The 19389-nt window shown below is 71.6% G+C and carries 20 protein-coding genes; 8 read left to right on the top strand and 12 right to left on the bottom strand.

What is annotated here, in order from left to right; all coding sequences use genetic code 11:
- The first annotated feature begins 150 nt into the window (after nt 1–150).
- From F5972_RS16120 to F5972_RS16110, 3 genes are all read left to right on the top strand, one after another.
- The gene (locus tag F5972_RS16120) at nt 151–1554 is read left to right on the top strand and encodes a cellulose binding domain-containing protein (protein WP_150934294.1); all 1404 of its coding nucleotides are present in this window, start codon (nt 151–153) and stop codon (nt 1552–1554) included.
- 128 nt (nt 1555–1682) lie between these two features.
- The gene (locus tag F5972_RS16115) at nt 1683–2558 is read left to right on the top strand and encodes a universal stress protein (protein WP_150934293.1); all 876 of its coding nucleotides are present in this window, start codon (nt 1683–1685) and stop codon (nt 2556–2558) included.
- 125 nt (nt 2559–2683) lie between these two features.
- Complete coding sequence (locus F5972_RS16110; protein WP_191910150.1) at nt 2684–3154, top strand: DUF6194 family protein; 471 nt, start codon at nt 2684–2686, stop codon at nt 3152–3154.
- Between the two features lie 10 nt (nt 3155–3164).
- Here the strand turns inward: F5972_RS16110 and F5972_RS16105 are convergent, their stop codons facing one another.
- The 5 genes from F5972_RS16105 to F5972_RS16085 all read right to left on the bottom strand — a co-directional run bounded on the left by F5972_RS16105 (nt 3165) and on the right by F5972_RS16085 (nt 7479).
- The gene (locus tag F5972_RS16105; RefSeq protein WP_150934292.1) at nt 3165–3812 is read right to left on the bottom strand and encodes a 4'-phosphopantetheinyl transferase family protein; all 648 of its coding nucleotides are present in this window, start codon (nt 3810–3812) and stop codon (nt 3165–3167) included.
- Complete coding sequence (locus tag F5972_RS16100; protein WP_150934291.1) at nt 3809–4636, bottom strand: metallophosphoesterase family protein; 828 nt, start codon at nt 4634–4636, stop codon at nt 3809–3811. Before F5972_RS16100 ends, F5972_RS16105 begins: the two co-directional genes overlap by 4 nt.
- 77 nt (nt 4637–4713) lie before the next feature.
- The gene (locus tag F5972_RS16095) at nt 4714–5628 is read right to left on the bottom strand and encodes a TerC family protein (protein ID WP_150934290.1); all 915 of its coding nucleotides are present in this window, start codon (nt 5626–5628) and stop codon (nt 4714–4716) included.
- Nucleotides 5629–5865: 237 nt separating this feature from the next.
- Entirely contained in the window at nt 5866–6843 is a 978-nt protein-coding gene (locus tag F5972_RS16090) for a glutathione S-transferase family protein (RefSeq protein ID WP_150934289.1), read from the bottom strand.
- A 180-nt stretch (nt 6844–7023) separates the two neighbouring features.
- Nucleotides 7024–7479, bottom strand: coding sequence for an SPW repeat protein (locus F5972_RS16085; RefSeq protein WP_150934288.1), 456 nt, complete (start codon nt 7477–7479; stop codon nt 7024–7026).
- Between the two features lie 169 nt (nt 7480–7648).
- Between F5972_RS16085 and F5972_RS16080 the strand changes: the two genes are divergently transcribed.
- Entirely contained in the window at nt 7649–7843 is a 195-nt protein-coding gene (locus tag F5972_RS16080) for a CsbD family protein (RefSeq protein ID WP_150934287.1), read from the top strand.
- A gap of 407 nt (nt 7844–8250) precedes the next feature.
- Here the strand turns inward: F5972_RS16080 and F5972_RS38860 are convergent, their stop codons facing one another.
- The 3 genes from F5972_RS38860 to F5972_RS16070 form a co-directional block, all read right to left on the bottom strand.
- The gene (locus F5972_RS38860) at nt 8251–8376 is read right to left on the bottom strand and encodes a hypothetical protein (RefSeq protein ID WP_263641835.1); all 126 of its coding nucleotides are present in this window, start codon (nt 8374–8376) and stop codon (nt 8251–8253) included.
- A 221-nt stretch (nt 8377–8597) separates the two neighbouring features.
- A complete protein-coding gene (locus tag F5972_RS16075; RefSeq protein ID WP_150934286.1) occupies nt 8598–9260 on the bottom strand; it encodes a hypothetical protein in 663 nt (220 codons plus the stop codon).
- Nucleotides 9261–9484: 224 nt separating this feature from the next.
- The gene (locus tag F5972_RS16070; protein ID WP_150934285.1) at nt 9485–10513 is read right to left on the bottom strand and encodes an ROK family protein; all 1029 of its coding nucleotides are present in this window, start codon (nt 10511–10513) and stop codon (nt 9485–9487) included.
- Nucleotides 10514–11041: 528 nt separating this feature from the next.
- Here F5972_RS16070 and F5972_RS39185 point away from each other — a divergent pair.
- Together F5972_RS39185 and F5972_RS16060 are read left to right on the top strand one after the other, a co-directional pair.
- Nucleotides 11042–12376: a cellulose-binding domain-containing protein gene (locus F5972_RS39185; RefSeq protein ID WP_150934284.1), complete on the top strand. Its 1335-nt coding sequence runs from the start codon at nt 11042–11044 to the stop codon at nt 12374–12376.
- Nucleotides 12377–12530: 154 nt separating this feature from the next.
- Nucleotides 12531–13115 (top strand): hemerythrin domain-containing protein, encoded by a 585-nt coding sequence (locus F5972_RS16060; protein ID WP_150934283.1) that lies wholly within the window; start codon nt 12531–12533, stop codon nt 13113–13115.
- 52 nt (nt 13116–13167) lie between these two features.
- On the opposite strand, the gene F5972_RS16055 is transcribed toward F5972_RS16060, so the two are convergent.
- The 3 genes from F5972_RS16055 to F5972_RS16045 all read right to left on the bottom strand — a co-directional run bounded on the left by F5972_RS16055 (nt 13168) and on the right by F5972_RS16045 (nt 15617).
- Complete coding sequence (locus F5972_RS16055; RefSeq protein ID WP_150934282.1) at nt 13168–14367, bottom strand: hypothetical protein; 1200 nt, start codon at nt 14365–14367, stop codon at nt 13168–13170.
- A 110-nt stretch (nt 14368–14477) separates the two neighbouring features.
- Nucleotides 14478–15152: a DUF6766 family protein gene (locus tag F5972_RS16050; RefSeq protein WP_150934281.1), complete on the bottom strand. Its 675-nt coding sequence runs from the start codon at nt 15150–15152 to the stop codon at nt 14478–14480.
- 93 nt (nt 15153–15245) lie between these two features.
- Nucleotides 15246–15617, bottom strand: a complete 372-nt coding sequence (locus F5972_RS16045) for a hypothetical protein (RefSeq protein WP_150934280.1) — start codon at nt 15615–15617, stop codon at nt 15246–15248.
- Between the two features lie 141 nt (nt 15618–15758).
- Here F5972_RS16045 and F5972_RS16040 point away from each other — a divergent pair, with 141 nt between their 5' ends.
- The gene (locus F5972_RS16040; RefSeq protein ID WP_191910149.1) at nt 15759–16133 is read left to right on the top strand and encodes an STAS domain-containing protein; all 375 of its coding nucleotides are present in this window, start codon (nt 15759–15761) and stop codon (nt 16131–16133) included.
- A 94-nt stretch (nt 16134–16227) separates the two neighbouring features.
- Here the strand turns inward: F5972_RS16040 and F5972_RS16035 are convergent, their stop codons facing one another.
- Nucleotides 16228–17352, bottom strand: coding sequence for an MBL fold metallo-hydrolase (locus F5972_RS16035; protein ID WP_225311532.1), 1125 nt, complete (start codon nt 17350–17352; stop codon nt 16228–16230).
- Between the two features lie 198 nt (nt 17353–17550).
- Between F5972_RS16035 and hutU the strand changes: the two genes are divergently transcribed.
- The gene (hutU, locus tag F5972_RS16030) at nt 17551–19377 is read left to right on the top strand and encodes a urocanate hydratase (RefSeq protein ID WP_225311531.1); all 1827 of its coding nucleotides are present in this window, start codon (nt 17551–17553) and stop codon (nt 19375–19377) included.
- Nucleotides 19378–19389 lie beyond the last annotated feature (12 nt).

Genomic DNA, 19389 nt, shown 5'->3' with positions numbered 1-19389 from the left:
AAAGTTACAGGTAGTCACCAAACGGGGCGGACATCGCACGCAGCTCACCGGGGTCGTCGCCGCGGCCGTCGTGACCGGCCCTTGACCCGGCACCGGCCCGCAGCCAGGATCACGGCGTTCCGAGCCCCGACCGTGAGCGCAGGGAGTCCGATGACCGGCCGCGCATTCTCCGTCCGAGGTCGCATCCGGCGCCTCCGGCGCCGCATCTGGACGGCCGCCGTCGCCGCGGTGCTGCTGACCGCCTGGCCCGCCGCCTCTCCGGCCGGCGCGGTCGGCGACCCGCCCGCGCCGGTGACCGGCAACGCCACCTACTTCGACGCCCTCGGCTCGCCGTACGGCGGCTGCGGGATGCCGCAGTCCCAGCTCGACTCGCAGGACTTCGTCGCTCTCAACGTGTACGACACCCCCGGCGACTACAACTTCTATCCCCGGCCGCTGACCGGCGCCAACGCGTCCAAGACCGGGATGTGGAACAACGGGCTCAACTGCGGCCGTTTCGTCCAGGTGCAGATCTCCGACTTCTGCACCGGCGTCAACGACGGCGGGCAGAACTCGTCATTCTGCCGGAACGGCTCGTGGGTCTCCGACGCCTACAACGGCGCCACCCTGACCATGATCGTCGCCGACAGCTGCGGCGACTCCAACGGCTGGTGCCGCGACGACCGCTACCACCTCGACCTGTCGAAGCCCTCGCTCAACAGGTTCGTGAAGAACGGCGCGCCGGTCGGGGACATGTACCCGAACCACTGGAACAACCGCCGCGTCACGTGGTCGTTCATCCCCGCGCCGAACTACTCCGGCGACATCCGCATCGGGTTCCTCAAGGGCTCCCAGGCCTACTGGACCGCGATCGCGATCTCCCACCTGCCCAACGGCATCCATGGGGTGGAGTACTACGCCGACGGCGCCTGGCAGCCGGCCCAGATGAACTCCGACATGGGCCAGTCGTACCTCATCAGCGGGACCAGCCGGGGCGCGACGACGTTCCGGATCCGCGTGCGCGACGCGGCCGACCAGCCGCTGAACGGCGGCCGCGTCTACAGCTTCGGCCTGCCCTCGTCGTGCGGCACGCAGTGCGCCGCCGACTACACCGAGGCGAGCTACACCACGAGCACGAGCTCGCCCAGCGCGTCGCCCTCGGCGTCGCCGTCCCCGTCGGTCTCGCCGTCCGTGTCCCCGTCCCCCTCTCCGTCTCCGTCGGTCTCGCCCTCCCCGTCCCCCTCCGCCTCCCCGTCGGCGAGCCCGTCCGGGAGCACCGGGACGTGTCAGGTGAGCTACCAGGTGGCCAGTTCGTGGCAGGGAGGCTTCACCGCGAACGTCACGGTCAAGAACACCGGCACGACGACCTGGCCCGACTGGACGGTCGGCTGGACCATGCCGGCCGGGGTGGGCCTCGTCAGCGGCTGGAGCGCGACCGTGACCGCCAGTGGGTCCCGCTGGACGGCGCGGGCTCCCTCCTGGGGCCAGACCCTCGCGCCCGGCGCGTCGGCGAGCTTCGGCTTCCAGGCGTCCGGATCCTCCTCGCCGGGGGCGACCGCCTTCACCTGCCCCTGATCTCCCGCCCCCGATCTTCGACCGGGACCTTCCAGCGCAGGGCGGAAGGTCCCGGCAGGCAGGGACCAGCGGCCCTGCCCCAGGCGGCGCGCGGACGGTGGGATGAGGACAGGCACGAAGGAGGAGCCATGTCCGAACCCCTGTCCGAACCCGTCGTCGTCGTGGGCACCGACGGCTCGCGCGCCGCGGCCGCCGCGGTGGAGTGGGCCGCGGGAGACGCCGCGCGCAGGGGCCTGCCGCTGCGGATCGTCCACGCGGTGGACCGCATGCCGTACGAGATCGCCCGTTATCCCATCCCCATCGAGGACCAGCTCGACCGGGCCGGCCGGCGGATCCTGGAGGAGGCCGCGCAGGCCGTTCGCGAGATCCATCCCGTCGTCCGCGTCGTCCCCGACCTCATCGAGGGCGACCCGTCGAGGACGCTGCGGCGGGAGGCCGCCGGGGCCGCGGAGATCGTCGTCGGCAACCGGGGCCACGGCGGGTTCGCCGGCATGCTGCTCGGCTCGGTCAGCATGCACCTCGCCGGTCAGGTCGACGTCCCCGTCGTGGTCGTACGCCAGGGGCTGCGGGTGCCGCACGGGCTGGTCGTCGCCGGCGTCGACGGCTCGGCGGAGGCGGAGGCCGCGCTGACCTACGCGTCGGAGGAGGCGCGGCTGCGCGGCTGCCGCCTGCTCGTCCTCTACGCGTGGCAGCTTCCGGTGCACACGTTCGCGCCTGAGATCACCTATGACGTCGACGAGGTGCGCAGGGCCCAGGAGGACTACGTGGCGGAGATGCTGGCGGCGCACCGGGAGCGCTACCCGGATCTGGACGCCGAGATGCGGGCCGTCTGCGCGCACCCGGTGCCCGCCCTCGTGGAGGCCGGGGAGAAGGCCGACCTGCTCGTCGTCGGCTCCCGGGGGCACGGCGCCGTCGGCTCGGCGGTGCTCGGCTCGGTCAGCCGGGCCGTCCTGCACCACGCGCACTGTCCCGTCGCGGTGGTGCGCCCGCCCCGCCGCTCCTGACCCGGCCTGCCCTGTGGGTTGAAGGTTGTCCGCCGGAAACCTGCGATTTTTCGGGATAAGTTTCACAGGGCGGCTCAATGAGACGATTCAAGGAGGAATCAGCCGCCGAGAAAACGGGACCCGCCTTGACCGAGAACGACATCGTCGACTTCATGACCGGCCTGCCGGGCGTCGTCGCCTTCACCGCCGCCGAGGGCACCGGCGCCCCCCGGGCGGCGTGGGGAGACACCTTCTTCTTCTACGATCCCGACGACGACCCCTCCGCCCGGCAGATGCCCTTCGCCACGATCGTGGTGAAGGACTACGAGGGGTATGACACCGCCTCCGGCCTCGACCGGCCCGGGGTGTTCCGGCTGAACGTCGCCGTGGGCCGCGCCGCGTTCGAGGAACTGCTCGGCTACCCGCCGGCCGCGCACGCCGGGCAGCGCGAGACGGTGGACTACCGCGCGCTCGACCGGCTCCTGCCGCATCCGGTCTACGCCGCCCAGTCCTGGGTCTGCCTGCTCAACCCCGGCGAGGCCACGGCACCCCGGGTGCCCGCCCTCCTGACCGCGGCGCACGCCCGCGCGGCCGCCCGCCACCGGCCGCGTACGTGAGCGGGCGTCGTCAGCCCCGGGGGAGGGCGATCGACGTGGCGAGGTGGCCGTCGCGCACCGTCCACCGGCCCCGCAGCACCGTCGTGCCGACGGCCGGGTCGGCGACCAGAAGCCGGGCCTCGAACCCGCCCGCGGGGTCGATGTCCACCACCGCCTCGGAGAAGTCGAGCCATCTGCGGGTCAGCGGGAACCAGACCTTGTAGACCGACTCCTTGGCGCTGAACAGGATCGCGTCCCAGCACACCGCGTCGTCCGCGTCGCGCAGCGCCGTGAGCGCGGCGATCTCCGCGGGCGCGGCGATCCGGGGGAGGACGCCCTCGGGGAGGTGCTCGTGCGGCTCGGCGTCGATGCCGATCGCCAGCGCCGCCTCCGCCGGGCCCACCGCCGCCGCACGGTATCCCGAGCAGTGTGTGATGCTGCCGACGACGCCGTCCGGCCAGACCGGTGCGCCCCGCTCGCCGCGCGGGATCGCGACGGGCGCCACGCCGATCCCGGCGAGCGCGCGCCTGGCGCAGTGGCGCCCGGTGACGAACTCCCGCCGCCGCCGGTCGGCGACCCGCTCGACGAGCGGCCTCTCCTCCGGGAAGAGGGTCTCCTCCGGGACGTCGCCGAACTCCTCCGCCGACGCCACCCACGCCGGCAGGATGTCAGCGATCACTTGGCCGCCCCGGTGAGCACCAGACGCGGGCGCGCGGGCCCGGCCGGGCGCGCGCGCCACTCGCGCGGATAGCCCAGCGAGACCTCCTCGAAGCGTACGCCGTCGTGCCAGGTCGTCCGGGGGATGTGCAGGTGGCCGTAGACCACGGCGGCGGCCCGGTAGCGCACGTGCCAGTCGGCGGTGCGCTCGGTGCCGCACCACAGCGCGAACTCGGGATACCGCAGGATCCGGGTCGGCTCCCGGACCAGCGGGAAGTGGTTGACCAGCACGACCGGGCCACCGACGGCGGCGAGGCGGCGCTCGGTCTCGGCCACCCGCGCCTCGCACCAGGCGTCGCGGGTCGGGTGCGGATCGGGGTGCAGGAGATACTCGTCGGTGCACACGACGCCGGCCTCGTACGCCCGGGCCAGGGCCGTCTCCTTTGTCGCGGTGCCGTCGGGACGGAAGGTGTAGTCGTAGAGGAGGAACAGCGGGGCCACCGTGACCGGCCCGTCCTCGCTCTCCCACACCGCGTACGGATCCTCGGGCGTGAGCACCTCCAGGTCACGGCAGATCTGGACAAGGCGCTCGTATCGGGCGACGCCCCGGAGCTGGACCGGGTCGCTCGCGGTGGTCCACAGCTCGTGGTTGCCGGGAGCCCAGACGACCCTCGCGAACCGCCGCGCCAGCGTGCCCAGCGCCCACTCGATATCGGCCGGGGTCTCCGCCACGTCGCCGGCCACGACGAGCCAGTCGCCGTCCGACTCCGGGCGGAGGTTCTCGACGATCTCGCGGTTCTCGTCGTGGGCGACGTGCAGATCGCTGATCGCGTACAAGCCCGTCACGTTGCCGAGTCCTCCCACCGCCCGCCGGCTCCCTGGACAGGAGGGTACATATCGGCGGCGGGCCAGGGGAAGATCGATCAACCCCTACGCGTGCGGTAGTGGCTCGCCCCCACGGAGATCGCGAGGCAGGCGAAGATCACCACCAGCGACAGCCAGACAGGGATCGCGTAGATGTCGGCCAAGAGCATCTTCGCTCCGACGAACACGAGGATGGCGGCGAGGCCGTACCTGAGATAGCCGAACCGGTGCATCGCCCCGGCGAGCAGGAAGTACATCGCCCGCAGCCCGAGGATCGCGAAGGCGTTGGAGGTGAAGACGAGGAACGGCTCGGAGGTGACCGCGAAGATCGCGGGGATCGAGTCGACGGCGAAGACGATGTCGGTGGTCTCGACGGCGACCAGCACGGCCAGCAGCGGCGTCGCCGCCCACCGGCCGTCGTCCTGCCGGACGAGGAACCTAGACCCCTGGAAGGCGTCGGTGACGGGCATCACCCGCCGCAGGGCGCGCAGCACGGGGTTGCGCTCGGGATGCACCTCGATCGCCGCGTGCCTGGCCATCTTCACGCCCGTGTAGAGCAGGAACGCGCCGAAGAGGTAGAGGATCCAGTGGAAGCGGTCGAGGAGCACGGCGCCCGCGCCGATGAACACCGCGCGGAAGACCAGCGCGCCGAGCACACCGAAGAACAACACGCGGTGCTCCAGTTCGCGAGGGACCGCGAAAAAGGAGAACAGCAGCGCGAACACGAACACGTTGTCGACGGCCAGTGACTTCTCGATCAGGTAACCGGCCAGGTACTCGCCGCCCGCCTCCGGGCCCCAGGTCAGCCAGACGACGGCCCCGAAGCCGAGGCCGAGGACGATCCACACCCCCGACCAGGCCAGCGCCTCGCGGAACCGCACGACATGGGCGCTGCGATGGGCGTAGAGGTCGACGGCCAGCATGACAAGGATGACCGCCAGAACGGCGGCCCAGGCCCACAGAGGTACGGGCATGCGTCAACCCCCATCACCGCCACACGGCGGAATCGGACGGTCGACGGTCTCCCCGTGCCACCGGAAACGGTGACTCCCGCGCCGGGACGCCTCAGGTCGGCGGCCGTGATGACGACGCTGCGGAAAGCCGGGTACTCCCCCTCGAACTACGCCCGATTATTCGGGAAAGCGGGTCCGTACGTCAAAGCGGTCGCCGGGCGCGCCCCGGAATCGGGCCGCGGGCGCCGTGGCGGCGGCCTACAGGGACCAGTCGACGACCGGTCCCGCGGGCACGATGCGCAGCGGATTGATCTTGGGGTGGGTGCCGTAGTAGTGGCGCTTGATGTGGCCGAAGTCCGTCGTGCCGCCGAAGGCGGGGTTCGCGTAGAGGTCGCGGGCGTAGCGCCAGAGGTTGGGGTGGTCGGCCAGGCGGCGGATGTTCGCCTTGAAGTGGGTCACATAGACCGTGTCGAAGCGGGCGAGCGTTACCCAGAGGCGCACGTCGGCCTCGGTGATCCGGTCGCCGAACAGGTAGCGGCGGCCGGCCAGGCGCTCGTCGAGTTCCCCGAGCGCCGCGAAGAGCGCCGTGACCGCCGCGTCGTACGCCTCCTGGCTCTCGGCGAAGCCGCACTTGTACACGCCGTTGTTCACGTCGGCGTAGACGCGCTCGTTGAGCGCGTCGATCTCGGCCCGCAGGTCCTCGGGGTAGAGGTCGACACCAGGCCGAGCCCAGCGGCCGAACGCCTGCCCCAGGTCGAGACTGATGTCGGGGAAGTTGTTGCTGACGATCCGCCCGGTGCGGCGGTCCCACAGCACCGGGACCGACACGTGGCCGTCGTAGCCGGGCTCGGTCGCCTCGTACGCCTCCCGGAGCAGGGTGAACCCGTTGACCTCGTCGGGCCCGTGCCCCGGGCCCTCGCGGAACGCCCAGCCGCGCCCGTCGCGCACGGGATCGACGACGGACATCGTCACGACGTCCTCCAGTCCGAGGAGCGCACGCACGATCACCGAGCGGTGCGCCCACGGGCAGGCCAGCGAGACGTACAAGTGGTAGCGGCCGGGCTCGGCCGGAAAGCCGCCGTCGCCGTCGGTCGTGACGCCGTCGGCGGTGACGCGGTCGCGGAACCGGTACAGCGGCCGCGCGAACGACCCGTCCGGCCGGGTGGCCGCCTTCAGCGTGTAGTCACCGTAGGTCGCGAAGTCCACCGGACTCGCGACGGGAGCCGTGGTCGTCACGCGCGCATCGTCCTCTCGTTCAGCCCAGGACGAGACTAACCGGCGCCTGTGACAACCACGCGGCAGCCCGCCTCTCCCCGCCGCGCGAGAGGCCGGCCCGGTGCGAGCCCGGCACCGCGTCCAGCACCTGCTCGGGCTCGCTGCCTTGGGCTTGCTGCCCTGCGGTGCCGGTTCGCCGGCTCAGTGCGACGGTGTGCGGAAGCCGCCGGGCCGCTCGCGCTCCATCATGCCGAACCGCATCGTGGCCAGGCCGAACAGCAGGATGAGCGCGCCCACGACGACGTTGCTGATGATCGTCGAGGTGGTCGCCATGCCTCCCCGGATGACCCAGGGGGCGATGATGGTCCAGATGCCGAGCAGTGGGGCGACCCAGGAGATTCCGTAGGTGCGCCCGAACGCCGAGCTGTATCCCATCGCCAGGAGCGCCACGGCGAGACCGGTGACCAGGTTGTTCACCGCGAGCGGAGTCCGCGTGCCGCTGAATCCGATGATCCAGGGCGACAGCGCCAGATACAGCCCGCTCAGGAGCGTCAGACCATCGGCCAGCTGTGCGGCGGGATTCGCCGCGGCGGCCTCATAACGGGCACGCATCTGCATGATGTCGGGATGCGTCCCGATGTCGGCGCCGTGTGTCATGCCTCACACCACCCTTCAAAGGCGTGTGCTGTAGTCCTTATTTCTAGCGTACGCCCGTTTCGTCCCTTTTTCCCGATTGGGCGGCCGAGTGTCGGCCGGGCCGCGTTTAGCCCCTCCACCAGCGGAAAGAGGGAGGGTCGTCAGCTCTGCGACCGAGAGGGGAAACCAGATGGGTACGGAGGACAAGTTCCGTAACAAGTCGGAGGAGTTCGCGGGGAAGGCCAAGGAGGGGCTCGGCAAGGTCACCGACGACGAGCGTCTCGAGGCCGAGGGCCAGGCCGACCAGTCGAAGAGCCACATGAAGCAGGCGGGCGAGAAGGTGAAGGACGCCGCCGGCAAGGTCAAGGACGCCTTCAAGGACTGACCCGCGCGATCGTGCGTGAGGTGACGGGGCGCCGGGCCCTCCGGGAGGAGGGACTCGCGACCGTCACCGGTGCGGGGACGAGAGAGACGCCTCCGGGAGACGCCGTCGAGAGGCACTGCCGAGCCGGGACGAAGTCCCCGGCGCTCTCGTCCCCCGTGCGCGGGGTTCGCTGCGGGCATCCGTGACGACCCTGCGGGACATCCCCTGTAATCATCCCCTCAGGCCCCCTGAATCGATCCCCGTGGGAAACCCGGGTGATCGCCCCGCGTGAGTTCGGCCGTGGGGAGGCCGGGAAGCCGCCGCTCAAAGGTCGGCGGCGGTCGTCGCCGCGGGAGCGGACGGCGGCGGAGAGGGTGGAGGGCTCAACCCGGGAACGCCGGCGGCGCGAGCGGGCCGGTCGGGCCGGGTCAGGCCGCCTGTGGCATCGTGACGCGGAAGGACGACGTCACGAGGGCATGGACGAGACGCATGAGCAGCGCCTCCAGGACCATGAGGGCCGCACGGGAGAGTACGGCGGCGAGGAACTCAGTCACTTCACACCTCAGTAGGACAAATCGGCTTCTATAGAAGACTGACGCATAAACCTCCCAAACAGGCGTAGGTAAGGTTACCGTTCGGTGAACAGCGGGTGACCGTTCCGGATACTTCCCTGATCACGGGCTCAGGCCGCAGCCGCACGGGCGCCTGTCGGCCGTGCCCGTGCGGCGTCTGCCGGCCGTGCCGCCGGGCCGCCGTGGCGACTCCGGGGCGGCGCTTACTTGGCGGCGGCCCGGCCGCGCCGGGTGGCGGCGGTGGTGGGCGTCTTGGGCTCGCCCTTCGCCGCGGTCCGCCTCCCGGCCGCCTGCCTGGCGGCTTCCGGGGCCGTCTCCATGGCCCCCGTGCCGGCCCCTGTGCCGGGCATTCCCGGCGTGGTCGCTCCCGGTGTGGGCATCCCCGGCCCGGCCGCTCCCCGGGCGCCCTTCTGCTGCGGCCCGCCGAGCGGCGACCAGCGCTGCTCGCGTGACCGGGCCCGCTGAGCGATCATGGTTCCCGCGCCGATCGCCGCCGCCACCGGCCACTCCAGGATGCCGAGGACCGCCAGCGCGCCGAGACCGCCGTAGTACATGATGCGCTCCGGCGGCGGCAGGAAGGTCCGGGCGACGTCCATGGCGTGCCCGACCTCCCGCCCGCTGATGTGCGGCAGGCCGACGTGCGGCAGGTGCATCTCGGGCGCGCGAAGCTGGAGGCTCATGAACGGCAGGTCCAGGTCCAGCCGCGGCCGGTGCTCCTCCTTGGTCCCCGGGCCCATGGACGGGCCGGGCGTGGGCGGTGCGGGTACGGGCGGCGTGGGCGTCGTCGTGCGGGCACGGGATGTCCGGGCCCGGGTGGTCGTCGTGCCTCCGGCCGTCGGGCCCGGTGTCGCCTCGGTCGTGGTCATGGATCCTCCCCAGTGATCCTTCCCCCATAGATCCGTCCCGGCGATCCTCCGCGACGAGATGTCTCCCGTCGCGGACGCCCCGCGGGAACGTCACTACGAAAATGACCTTTCTATCCTCTATCGAGCCTCCTGGGGTTGCTGGTGTGGATAGCGACAATTTGCCTACTCTTGCCGGGGGTTTCGCGATCCGCGCCGAGAGCCGCCTCCGTACGGAGCGGGCGGCGTCAGCGGCCGACGATCTCGGTAAGCGCGGCCAGCGCGGCGCCCCGGGCTCCGGCCATGTCGAGGTCCTCCACCAGCGTGACGGTCGCCACCTGCCGCTGCTCCTCCCGCAGCAGGGTGTGCTCGCGGACCTTCTCCAGGAACCACTCCCGGAAGTGCGGGGCCGCCTCGACCACCCCGCCGCCCAGGAAGTACGCGTCGGGGTCGGTGAAGTTGGCCGCGACGGTGAACAGCCTGCCGATGGCCATCGCCTGCTGTTCGAAGACCTTGAGCGCGAGCGCGTCGCCGTTCTCGGCGTAGCCGCGCAGCAGCCGGGCCGCCTTCGCGACGGGCTCGATCCCGGCGAGTTCGTGGCCGGGGAAGCGGGTCAGCCAGTAGGGCAGCAGGTTCTTCTCGATGCCGGTCAGCGAGGCGACGCTCTCGGCGTCCCCGGTGAAGCCGCAGTTGCACTCCGGCAGCGGCTGGTCCTCCTCCAGGAGGCCCTGCAGGGGGATGTGGACGTGCCCGAGCTCGCCGGCCATCCCGGCCGCGCCCTTCACGACGTGCCCCGACTGGATCACGCCGCCGCCGAGACCGGTGCCGACGATCGCGGAGACCGACGAGTGCTGCCAGGCGTCCGCGCCGAAGCGTACGTGGTGGGAGTAGAGGGCCGCCGCGTTGCCGTCGTTGTTGTAGACGACCGGCAGCCCCAGCCGGGCCTCCAGGGCGGCGCGGAAGTCGAACCCGAACCAGCCGGGGTCGACGAAGTTCGTCGCGCCCTTGGAGGAGATCACGCCGCGGGCGCTGGCCGGGCCGGGGGTGTCGAGGCCCACCGCGCGCACCGTGGACCGGGGCGTCCCGGTCAGCTCCAGCACGTTGCCGAGGGCGAGGAGGAGCTGCTCGACCGCGACCTCGGGGCCCTCCCGCACGAGGCTCGGGGTCTCGACCATGCGGTCCACGAGGAAACGGCCGGAGGCGTCGAGGACGGTCGCGTTGTTGCTTGTCCCGCCGTTGTCGAGCCCGACGACGACCCAGGACCCTGCATCTGCCATTTGGGGGATGTCCTTTGTTCGAGCGTGTCAGAGCGAAGACTACGAGAGCCGGCGCCCGGCGGGCAGTCGCTCGGCCGTGACCGGCCGGACGGCGCACAGGCGCAGGGTACGGCGGCCTTCGTCACATCACGGCATGGTGAAAGATTCAGTTCGGCCACCTCCCCGGCCCGGCCGCCTCCGGCCGCCGCCGCGCCCGTGAGCTGGGCCGTACGCCGTCGCCGGACGCGCGGCCCGGCGGCGCCGCGGCGGGGGCGCGGCGGCGTCCGTTGACCTGCCGTGCGACCGGGAGAAAACATCTGCGTCCGGGGCCGCAGCGTCGCGACCCATGCGCCCGGCCACGCCGGCCGGCGCCGCTCCCGTCGCCCGCGTACGCGCGGCGTCCACCGCGGCCCGAGCGGCGGCGCCCGCCCTGCCGCCGCCTCCGGCCGGCCCGGTCCGAACCGGGCTGATCCCGCCGATCTGGGCGAGGCGGGCCGACGCGGGCCGCGCGAAGCGCCACACGACAGATGCGCAGGAAGCGAGGTACGCATGAAGCAGTTCCGTCCCGCACCCGGTGACCGGCGTGCGGGTATCCGGAGGGGTGCGCGCGCCGGTCGCGGCCTGCCGGGCTCCCCGGCGGGGCGCCTGGTCGCGGCCCTGGCCGCGCTGGTGGCCGGGCTCGTGGTCGTGCTGGTGCCCACCGTCGCCTCCGCGGCCCCCGTCTGCACGGTCGACTACACGGTCAACCAGTGGCAGGGCGGCTTCACCGCCTCCGTGCGGCTCACCAACCTCGGCTCCGCGGTGAGCTCGTGGACGCTGCGCTGGACGGCGGGCACCAGCCAGCAGATCACCAACGGCTGGAACGCCCAGGTCAGCCAGTCGGGCACGACGGTGACCGCCGTCAACGCCTCCTACAACGGCTCGCTGGCCACGGGCGGCACGGCCGACTTCGGCTTCCAGGGCACCTGGTCGGGCAGCCTCACGCCGCCGTCCGACTACGTGCTGAACGGCGTGCCGTGCGGGGGCACGTCCTCGCCGTCGCCCTCTCCCTCGCCGTCCCCGTCTCCATCTCCGTCGGCGTCGCCCTCACCGTCTCCGTCTCCGTCGCCTTCGGCCTCCCCATCCCCGTCTCCGTCTCCGTCCGCGTCTCCGTCCGCGTCTCCGTCCGCGTCGCCCTCGTCGACGCCGTCGACCGGCTGCTCGGGAAGCGGCCTGGTGGTCTGCTCGGGGTTCGAGGACCAGTCGGGCACGCCGTCGGGTGAGTGGCAGGTCAGCACGCCGAACTGCTCGGGCAGCGGCACCGCCACGATCGACACCTCCACCACGCACAGCGGTGGCAAGTCGCTCAAGGTCAACGGCGGCGGCAACTACTGCAACCACATCTTCGTCGGGACCACCAAGAACGTCTCGGCGATCGCGCCCGTGGTGTACGGCCGCATGTGGGTGCGGCACACGACCGCGCTCCCGGCCGGCCACGTCAGCATGATCACCATGGCGGACTCCCGGGACGGTGGCAAGGACCTGCGGATCGGCGGCCAGAACAACGCGCTCCAGTGGAACCGGGAGTCCGACGACGCCACGCTGCCCGAGCAGAGCCCGGCCGGCGTCGCGCTGAGCACCCCGCTGCCCACCAACCGCTGGGTCTGCCTGCGCTTCCAGATCGACACCACCCAGCAGGCGATGCGCACCTACCTGGACGACCAGGAGGTCGCCGGCCTCCGGGTGGACGGCACGCCCACCCAGAACGTGGACTCCCAGTGGCTGCGGCGCACCACCGCGCCGCGGCCCACGACGCTGCGCCTCGGCTGGGAGAGCTACGGCAGTGACTCGGACACGATCTGGTACGACGACGTGGCCCTCGGCTCCAGCCCCGTCGGCTGCTGAACGCATCCCTCGGTGGCTCCCTTGGTGACGGACGGTGACCGAAAAGGGTAAGTAGCTGAGTGCCCGCCGTGGTGCGGGACGGCTGACGGTCCCGATCGTCCCGGCGTCCGGCCTCCTCCGGGAGGCCGGACGCCGCATCCGAGGGGAGAGGCACATGACCGACGTGCACCCGGTGCCCGAACTGATGAAGGAGGGCGACGTCGTCGACCTCCTCGTCCACCAGCACGCCGTGATCAGGGACATGTTCGAGGAGGTGGAGCGGGCGGCGCCCGGCGAGCGTCACGAGCCCTTCCGGCGGCTGGTGCGGATGCTGGCCGTGCACGAGACGGCGGAGGAGGAGATCGTCCACCCCTACACCCGGCTGCGGGTCGACGGGGGAGGAGAGATCGTCGCCGACCGGCTCAAGGAGGAACACGAGGCCAAGCGCATGCTGGCCATGCTGGACGACCTCGGCCCGGAGCACTCGGAGTTCATGCCGGGCCTCAACCGGCTGCGTACGGCCGTGCTCGCGCACGCGCGGGCGGAGGAACGTTACGAGTTCACCCGGCTCCGCGCCGAGACGACGACGGCCGAGCGGCGCGCGATGGCCCTGGGCGTGCGGGCGGCGCTGGCGATGGCCCCCACGCGACCGCACCCGGGGGTGGAGTCGATGACGAGGAACCTGCTGTTCGGCCCGCCCACGGCGATCGTCGACCGGGCCCGCGACCTGATCCGCCAGGCGCTGGGCCGGAAGGGCTGACCCCGGCCCGGCCCGGGCCCGGGCGCCGTGCGGGCCCGGGCCGGGCGCCCGGTCAGTGGGAGCGCAGGCTGTAGAGAGGGTGGCCGCCCTCGATCTCCAGGCGGTACTCCTCGCCCGACCTGGCGCGGTTGTCGTCGATGACGCGCTCGCTGGCCGGCTCGACGTCGTCGTGGATCTGCTCCTGCCAGCGCTGGAACCGTTCGTGGGCCTCCTGGACGTAGCCGGTGCCCAGCGTGGTGTGGTCGATCTGGGTGGAGATGAGCTCGCGCAGGTAACCCTTGTTCGGCTCGAAGGTGACCGGCGTGGGCAGCGTGGGGGCCAGCACCTGCTCCGGGTCCCGGCCGTCGTGCTCGCGGAACAGGTCCGCGGCGATCCGCAGGTGTTCCAGCTCCATGTTCAGGTGCAGCTCCCAGATCGCCTTCACCTTCGGGTCCGACTCGGTCTCCATGAACGAGTGGTAGAGATAGCACTCGTTGTACTCGTGGTTGAGCCATTGCTCCCACCACGTCTCCCGCGGGTCGAGCAGCGATTCGTAGTGGGTGACGTGCTCCTCCTCGATGAGCCCGATCTCCTGGTAGAGCTGCCGCGCGATCGGCTCCATGTAGGTCGGGCCCACGTTCATGTAGAAGTTCATCGTCTGCTGCTCGGCCGACATGATCGTCAGCGCGTGCAGCTTGGAGACCGGCTTGGCCTTCTCCCGGTCGTAGTGCTCCCGGACGTTGTCGACGGGGTGGCGGTGGTGCATCTTCGTCGGCCGGCCCGGCATGACCTCGGTCAGCTGGTCGACGATCTTCTCGGCCTTCCGATGCTCGATCATCTCGTACAGGTTGGCGTACCGGTAGAGGTGGTCGAAGTCCTCCAGCACGCCGAACTCGTAGGCCTTCCTGAGGTAGGGGTCGGGCTCCATCCGCGCCACCCACGCCGTCAGGTCCACCGCCACCTGCTCGTACGCGATCGTCGTCTCCAGCACGGAGGCGAGCCCCGGCAGCAGCCAGTTGACCGCCTTCTGCTGCTGCTGCTCGACGTAGCGCACCTCCGCCAGGCGCTGCCGGACGCCGAGGTCGGGGCAGCGGCGGGCGAAGTGGTGGCTGAACATGATCGCTTCGATCTCGATGCCGTTCATCGTGATGATCCGGCACCGCGTGTAGGGATCGGCGTGGTCGGGGTCGATCGGCGTGACGTCCAGCTCACGCCAGTTCCGCACCTGCCGGTCCAGCGGGATTCCGCGCTCACGCAGTGGATTGAACGTCATCTCGGTGCTCCTCCCCACGATTCGCGCTGGGCGTACCCAGGCCATGGAATGCGACAAACGTCGCTATTTGGAGCTTTTGACCGAGATTGGCATCCGGTGGCGTGCGGGGATCAGCCGGAGGACGCCGTCGCGGAGTGCGGGTCGCCGACCTTCTTCGACTGCGGGGAGCCGCGCTCCCGCAGGAAGATCGCCAGCAGGACCATCGAGGCGACGGCCAGGAACTCCGACTGCCAGTTCTGCAGGGTGCGGTTCCAGAACTCGGCCGACGTGACGTACCCGACCCAGCCCACCGGGTCCTCCAGCCGGGCCAGTCGCTCCTCGTCGTACGCGGCGAGCCCGGCGACCGACTGGGCCAGCCAGGACAGCAGGAAGATCAGGCCCATCGCGATGCCGAGGGAGTGACTGAAGAGCGTCCGGCGCCAACCGGCTGCCGCCGCCCAGGCGGGGGACCGGGCGCCGGCGAAGGGGCCGACCTTCTGCTCGGCGTCGGACTCCAGGCCCTCCTCGCCCCCCTCCTTCGACTCCGGCGAGCCGCGCTGGATCAGCCACACCGTGATGATGATGTAGAGGAAGAACTGCAGATACTCCGACTGCCAGTTCTCGGCCACGTCCACGGCGAAGGTCGAGGAGGTGACGTACTGGAGCCACGTGACGGGAGCCCCGCCCTCCGCCACCTGGTCCTCGTTGTAGGCCGCCGTGCCCGCGACCGACTGGCCGGCCAGGCTGAGCAGGAACAGCAGCAGGAAGCACGACGCGAGAGCGTTGTCGCGGATCAGGCGCCTCACCCCGCTACCTCCCCGCCAGTCCGATGAAGATCACGTATCCGAGCCCAAGCGTGATCATCGCCAGAAGCGCCCAATAGAACGTGCGGGTGCCGTTCACGCCTCCACCTCGCATTCGTACGGCTCGCCCGGCCGGGGGGCGCAGCCCGCGGCCCGGATCCGCCAGCCTTCGGAGAACCGGTGCAGGAAGAGGGTGTCGCCGTCCAGCCGCACCCGTGCCTCGTCACCCCAGACGTCGACCCCGCGTACGGCGGCGGGCCGCAGGCCGACGGACACAATCTGCTTCTCGCAGTCGTCCAGGGACCGCGCGGCCTTCGGCGACAGGAGCCGGCACGCCGGTCCTCCCTGGCCCTGGCCGGCCGCGGACAGGAACCGCTCGGCCGTCGAGACGACCGGGTCCTTCTCGGCGGACGCGCAGCCCGCAGCGATCAGGGCGAGGCAGACGACCACCATTGCTCGCACAGCCATGGATGGGGACTACCCTGGGGACAGGTGTGAAACGAAGGCCGCGATTGGAACGGTCATATGGGATTTATCGCCTACAAAACGTAATATGAGCGAGTCCCGAAGGTCTTCCTGAGGGTCGTCACTCCAACGGAGGTGGGACCCTTGCACGATTTCCAGGTTTTGGTGACCCAGTCGCCGCCGTTCACGGTGGTCACGCTCAGCGGTGAGCTTGACGTGCTCACCGTGTCGAGGCTGCGGGAGCAGGTGGCTCCTCTGCTGGCCCGGCCCGGCACGCGCATCCTGTTCGACCTCGCCAGGCTGCGCTTCATCGACAGCGCGGGCATTCGGGTGCTCATCGACGCCTGCGTGCGGACGCCTCCGGAGGGCGGCGACGGCGCCGTGTGCGGTCTCAGCGGGCACATGCGGCACCTCTTCGGCATGCTCGGCCTCACCGAGCGGTTCACCACTTATCCGACCCTCGCCGACGCCCTGCACCACCCCCTGGACATCAGGCGCCACGCCGCCCCCCTCCACTGACCGGCGCCTTCACACCGCCCGCCCCGCGCCCGGCGGGCTGAGCCTCCGGGCAGGAGCGGACGGCGGGCGGACCGTCGGCTGTGGGGCGCGGCGCTCACACGATCGTCTGCCACCACCCGTCGACCGTCGGCGGGTCGTCGACGGCGACCCGCTCGCCCGGCCGCGGGACCACCAGTCGTACGTCGCGCTCCTTCGCCTCACGCCACAACTGGTCGATCGGTTCGCTCCACGCGTGCGGGGCGAGGGAGAAGGTGCCCCAGTGCACCGGCAGCAGCACCCCGGCGCGCACGTCCAGGTGGGTGAGGATCGCCTCCTCGGGCGTCATGTGGATGTCCGGCCAGCCCCTGCTGTAGGCGCCGATTTGGACCACTGAGAGGTCGAAGGGCCCGTGCGCCGCGCCGATCGCGGCGTACCCGTCGAAGTAGCCGGAGTCGCCGGTGTAGAAGACCTTCCTGCGCTCGCCCGCGATGACCCACGACGCCCAGAGCGTCTGGTCGCGGCGGAATGCGCGGCCCGAGAAATGGCGTCCGGCGGTCGCGACGAACCGGATGCCGGAGACAGTGGTCTCCTCGTCCCAGTCCAGCTCCACGATCCGCGACGCCGGCACCTTCCACCGCTCCAGGTGGGCGCCCACCCCCAGCGGCACGAGGAACGGCGCGGTCTGCGTCCGGGTCAGCAGACGAACCGTGGCCATGTCGAGATGGTCGTAGTGGTCGTGCGAGATGACGATCGCGTCGAGCTCGGGCAGTTCGTACACCGGCACCGGCGGGGGATGCAGCCGGCGGGGCCCGGTGAACGACGCCGGCGAGCAGCGCTCGCTCCACACCGGGTCGAGCAGCACCCGCCGGCCCTCGATCTCGATCAGGGCCGATGAGTGGCCGTACCAGATCGCGTCGAGGTCGCCTCCGGCGGACGCGCCCGGAGTCATCAGCGGCACCGGCAGCCGTGGCTTGCGTGGGGCCTTGCCGAACAGCAGCTCACGGACGACCCGCCGGGACGTCCCGGGCGGGAGGATCGACGAGGGCGCCGTGTTGCGGAACGCGCCGTCGCGGAACTGCTTGGAGCGGCGCACCCGATTCGCCCGCTCGCCCGACGGCCGCGCCCCCAGTGCGGCGGGAACCTCCCGCAACGTCCATCCGACGGCCGCCAGGGCCGCCGCTCCCGCGAGCAGGCCCACACGACGGCCCCACGCACCGTTCTTCTGTCCACCGGTCTTCAACGGCAATCTCCTTGCTGGGTTCTGCCGATCAGACTAGGCAATGGCGGCGCCCGCGCGCGCACCGCGCCTCCCGGTCGGGTTTCGCCCCGCCCCGCTCACCGCGCGACCAGGGGAAGGGGGCAGGGTAGGACCGAGAGCGCAGGACCGGACACACCGGATAAGACAGGAGCGTCCGGCGCGCAGGCGGAAGGAGCACTCGTGGCCGACGACGACAGCACCTCCACCCCGAGGTCCGCTCACGGACCCGCTCGGACATCCGACGAGGCGTCGGGCGGGATCTCCGGCCGGGCCTCCGCACCGGCCCCGGAGCCGGCTTCCGCCCATGGTGACGGTTCCGGCGCCGTTCCCGGCGCGGGCCGTGGCCCCGTACGGGCTCCGCGCGGCGCCACGCTGAACACGCGCGGCTGGCCGCAGGAGGCGGCTCTGCGCATGCTGATGAACAACCTCGACCCCGAGGTCGCCGAGCATCCCGAGCGGCTGGTCGTCTACGGCGGCAGCGGCAAAGCCGCCCGTGACTGGCCCTCCTTCGACGCGATCGTGCGGGAACTCACCACCCTGCGCGCCGACGAGACGCTGCTCGTGCAGTCGGGCCGGCCCGTCGGGGTGATGACCACCCACGAGTGGGCTCCCCGGGTGCTCATCGCCAACTCCAACCTGGTCGGCGACTGGGCGACGTGGCCCGAGTTCCGGCGGCTGGAACAGCTCGGGCTCACGATGTACGGCCAGATGACCGCCGGTTCGTGGATCTACATCGGCACCCAGGGGATCCTGCAGGGCACGTACGAGACCTTCGCCGCGGTCGCGGCCAAGAGGTTCGGCGGCAGCCTCGCGGGGACGATCACCCTGACCGCCGGGCTCGGCGGCATGGGCGGCGCGCAGCCGCTGGCCGTGACCATGAACGGCGGAGTGGCCGTCTGCGTTGACTGCGACCCGCGCGGCGTCGAGCGCCGGATCGCCCACGGCTACCTGGACGTGCGTGCCGACGACCTGGACGAGGCGCTGCGCCTGGCGTACGAGGCCAGGGACGCGCGGCGGCCGCTGTCGATCGGCGTGGTGGCCAACGCGGCCGAGGCCGTGCCCGCCCTGCTGGCGCGTGGCGCGGAGATCGACGTCGTCACCGACCAGACCAGCGCCCACGACCCCCTGGCGTACCTGCCGCTGGGCGTCGCGTTCGAGGACATGGCCGCGCTCGCGCGCAAGGACCCCGAGGGCTTCACCCGGCGGGCGCGGGAGTCGATGGCTCGGCACGTCGAGGCGATGGTCGGCTTCCGGGACGCCGGCGCGGAGGTGTTCGACTACGGCAACTCGATCAGGGGAGAGGCGAGCCTCGCCGGGTACGCGCGGGCGTTCGACTTCCCCGGGTTCGTGCCCGCCTACATCCGGCCGTTGTTCTGCGAGGGCAAGGGCCCGTTCCGGTGGGCGGCGCTGTCCGGCGACCCGGCCGACATCGCGGCGACCGACCGCGCCGTGCTCGATCTGTTCCCCGACAACGAACCACTGGCCCGGTGGATCAGGATGGCGGGGGAGCGGGTGCGTTTCCAGGGCCTGCCCGCGCGCATCTGCTGGCTGGGGTACGGCGAGCGCGACCGCGCGGGGGAGCGGTTCAACGACCTCGTCGCCTCGGGGGAGGTCTCGGCTCCCCTCGTCATCGGCCGTGACCACCTCGACTGCGGGTCGGTCGCCTCGCCGTACCGCGAGACGGAGGGGATGCTGGACGGCTCCGACGCGATCGCCGACTGGCCGTTGCTGAACGCCATGGTCAACGTGGCCTCGGGCGCGTCCTGGGTGTCGATCCACCACGGCGGCGGGGTCGGCATCGGCCGTTCCATCCACGCCGGACAGGTGACCGTCGCCGACGGCACACCGCTGGCCGGGGAGAAGATCCGCCGGGTGCTGACCAACGACCCCGGCATGGGGGTGATCCGGCACGTGGACGCCGGATACGACCGGGCCGCCGAGGTCGCGCATGAGCGCGGCGTGCGGGTCCCGATGGCCGGGACGGAGCACCCCGATGCCCGCGCCTGACCCGCCCGGCGC

The sequence above is a fragment of the Microbispora cellulosiformans genome, from assembly GCF_008728085.1.
GTDB lineage: Bacteria > Actinomycetota > Actinomycetes > Streptosporangiales > Streptosporangiaceae > Microbispora > Microbispora amethystogenes.
This window is presented reverse-complemented; position numbering and strand designations above follow the sequence as displayed.

Bases quoted from the DNA above. Each gene is read 5' to 3' on its own strand.
- F5972_RS16120 (WP_150934294.1), top strand. From the start codon at position 151: ATGACCGGCCGCGCATTCTCCGTCCGAGGTCGCATCCGGCGCCTCCGG.
- F5972_RS16115 (WP_150934293.1), top strand. From the start codon at position 1,683: ATGTCCGAACCCCTGTCCGAACCCGTCGTCGTCGTGGGCACCGACGGC.
- F5972_RS16095 (WP_150934290.1), bottom strand. From the start codon at position 5,628: ATGCCCGTACCTCTGTGGGCCTGGGCCGCCGTTCTGGCGGTCATCCTT.
- F5972_RS16085 (WP_150934288.1), bottom strand. From the start codon at position 7,479: ATGACACACGGCGCCGACATCGGGACGCATCCCGACATCATGCAGATG.
- F5972_RS16080 (WP_150934287.1), top strand. From the start codon at position 7,649: ATGGGTACGGAGGACAAGTTCCGTAACAAGTCGGAGGAGTTCGCGGGG.
- F5972_RS16075 (WP_150934286.1), bottom strand. From the start codon at position 9,260: ATGACCACGACCGAGGCGACACCGGGCCCGACGGCCGGAGGCACGACG.
- F5972_RS16070 (WP_150934285.1), bottom strand. From the start codon at position 10,513: ATGGCAGATGCAGGGTCCTGGGTCGTCGTCGGGCTCGACAACGGCGGG.
- F5972_RS39185 (WP_150934284.1), top strand. From the start codon at position 11,042: ATGAAGCAGTTCCGTCCCGCACCCGGTGACCGGCGTGCGGGTATCCGG.
- F5972_RS16060 (WP_150934283.1), top strand. From the start codon at position 12,531: ATGACCGACGTGCACCCGGTGCCCGAACTGATGAAGGAGGGCGACGTC.
- F5972_RS16055 (WP_150934282.1), bottom strand. From the start codon at position 14,367: ATGACGTTCAATCCACTGCGTGAGCGCGGAATCCCGCTGGACCGGCAG.
- F5972_RS16045 (WP_150934280.1), bottom strand. From the start codon at position 15,617: ATGGCTGTGCGAGCAATGGTGGTCGTCTGCCTCGCCCTGATCGCTGCG.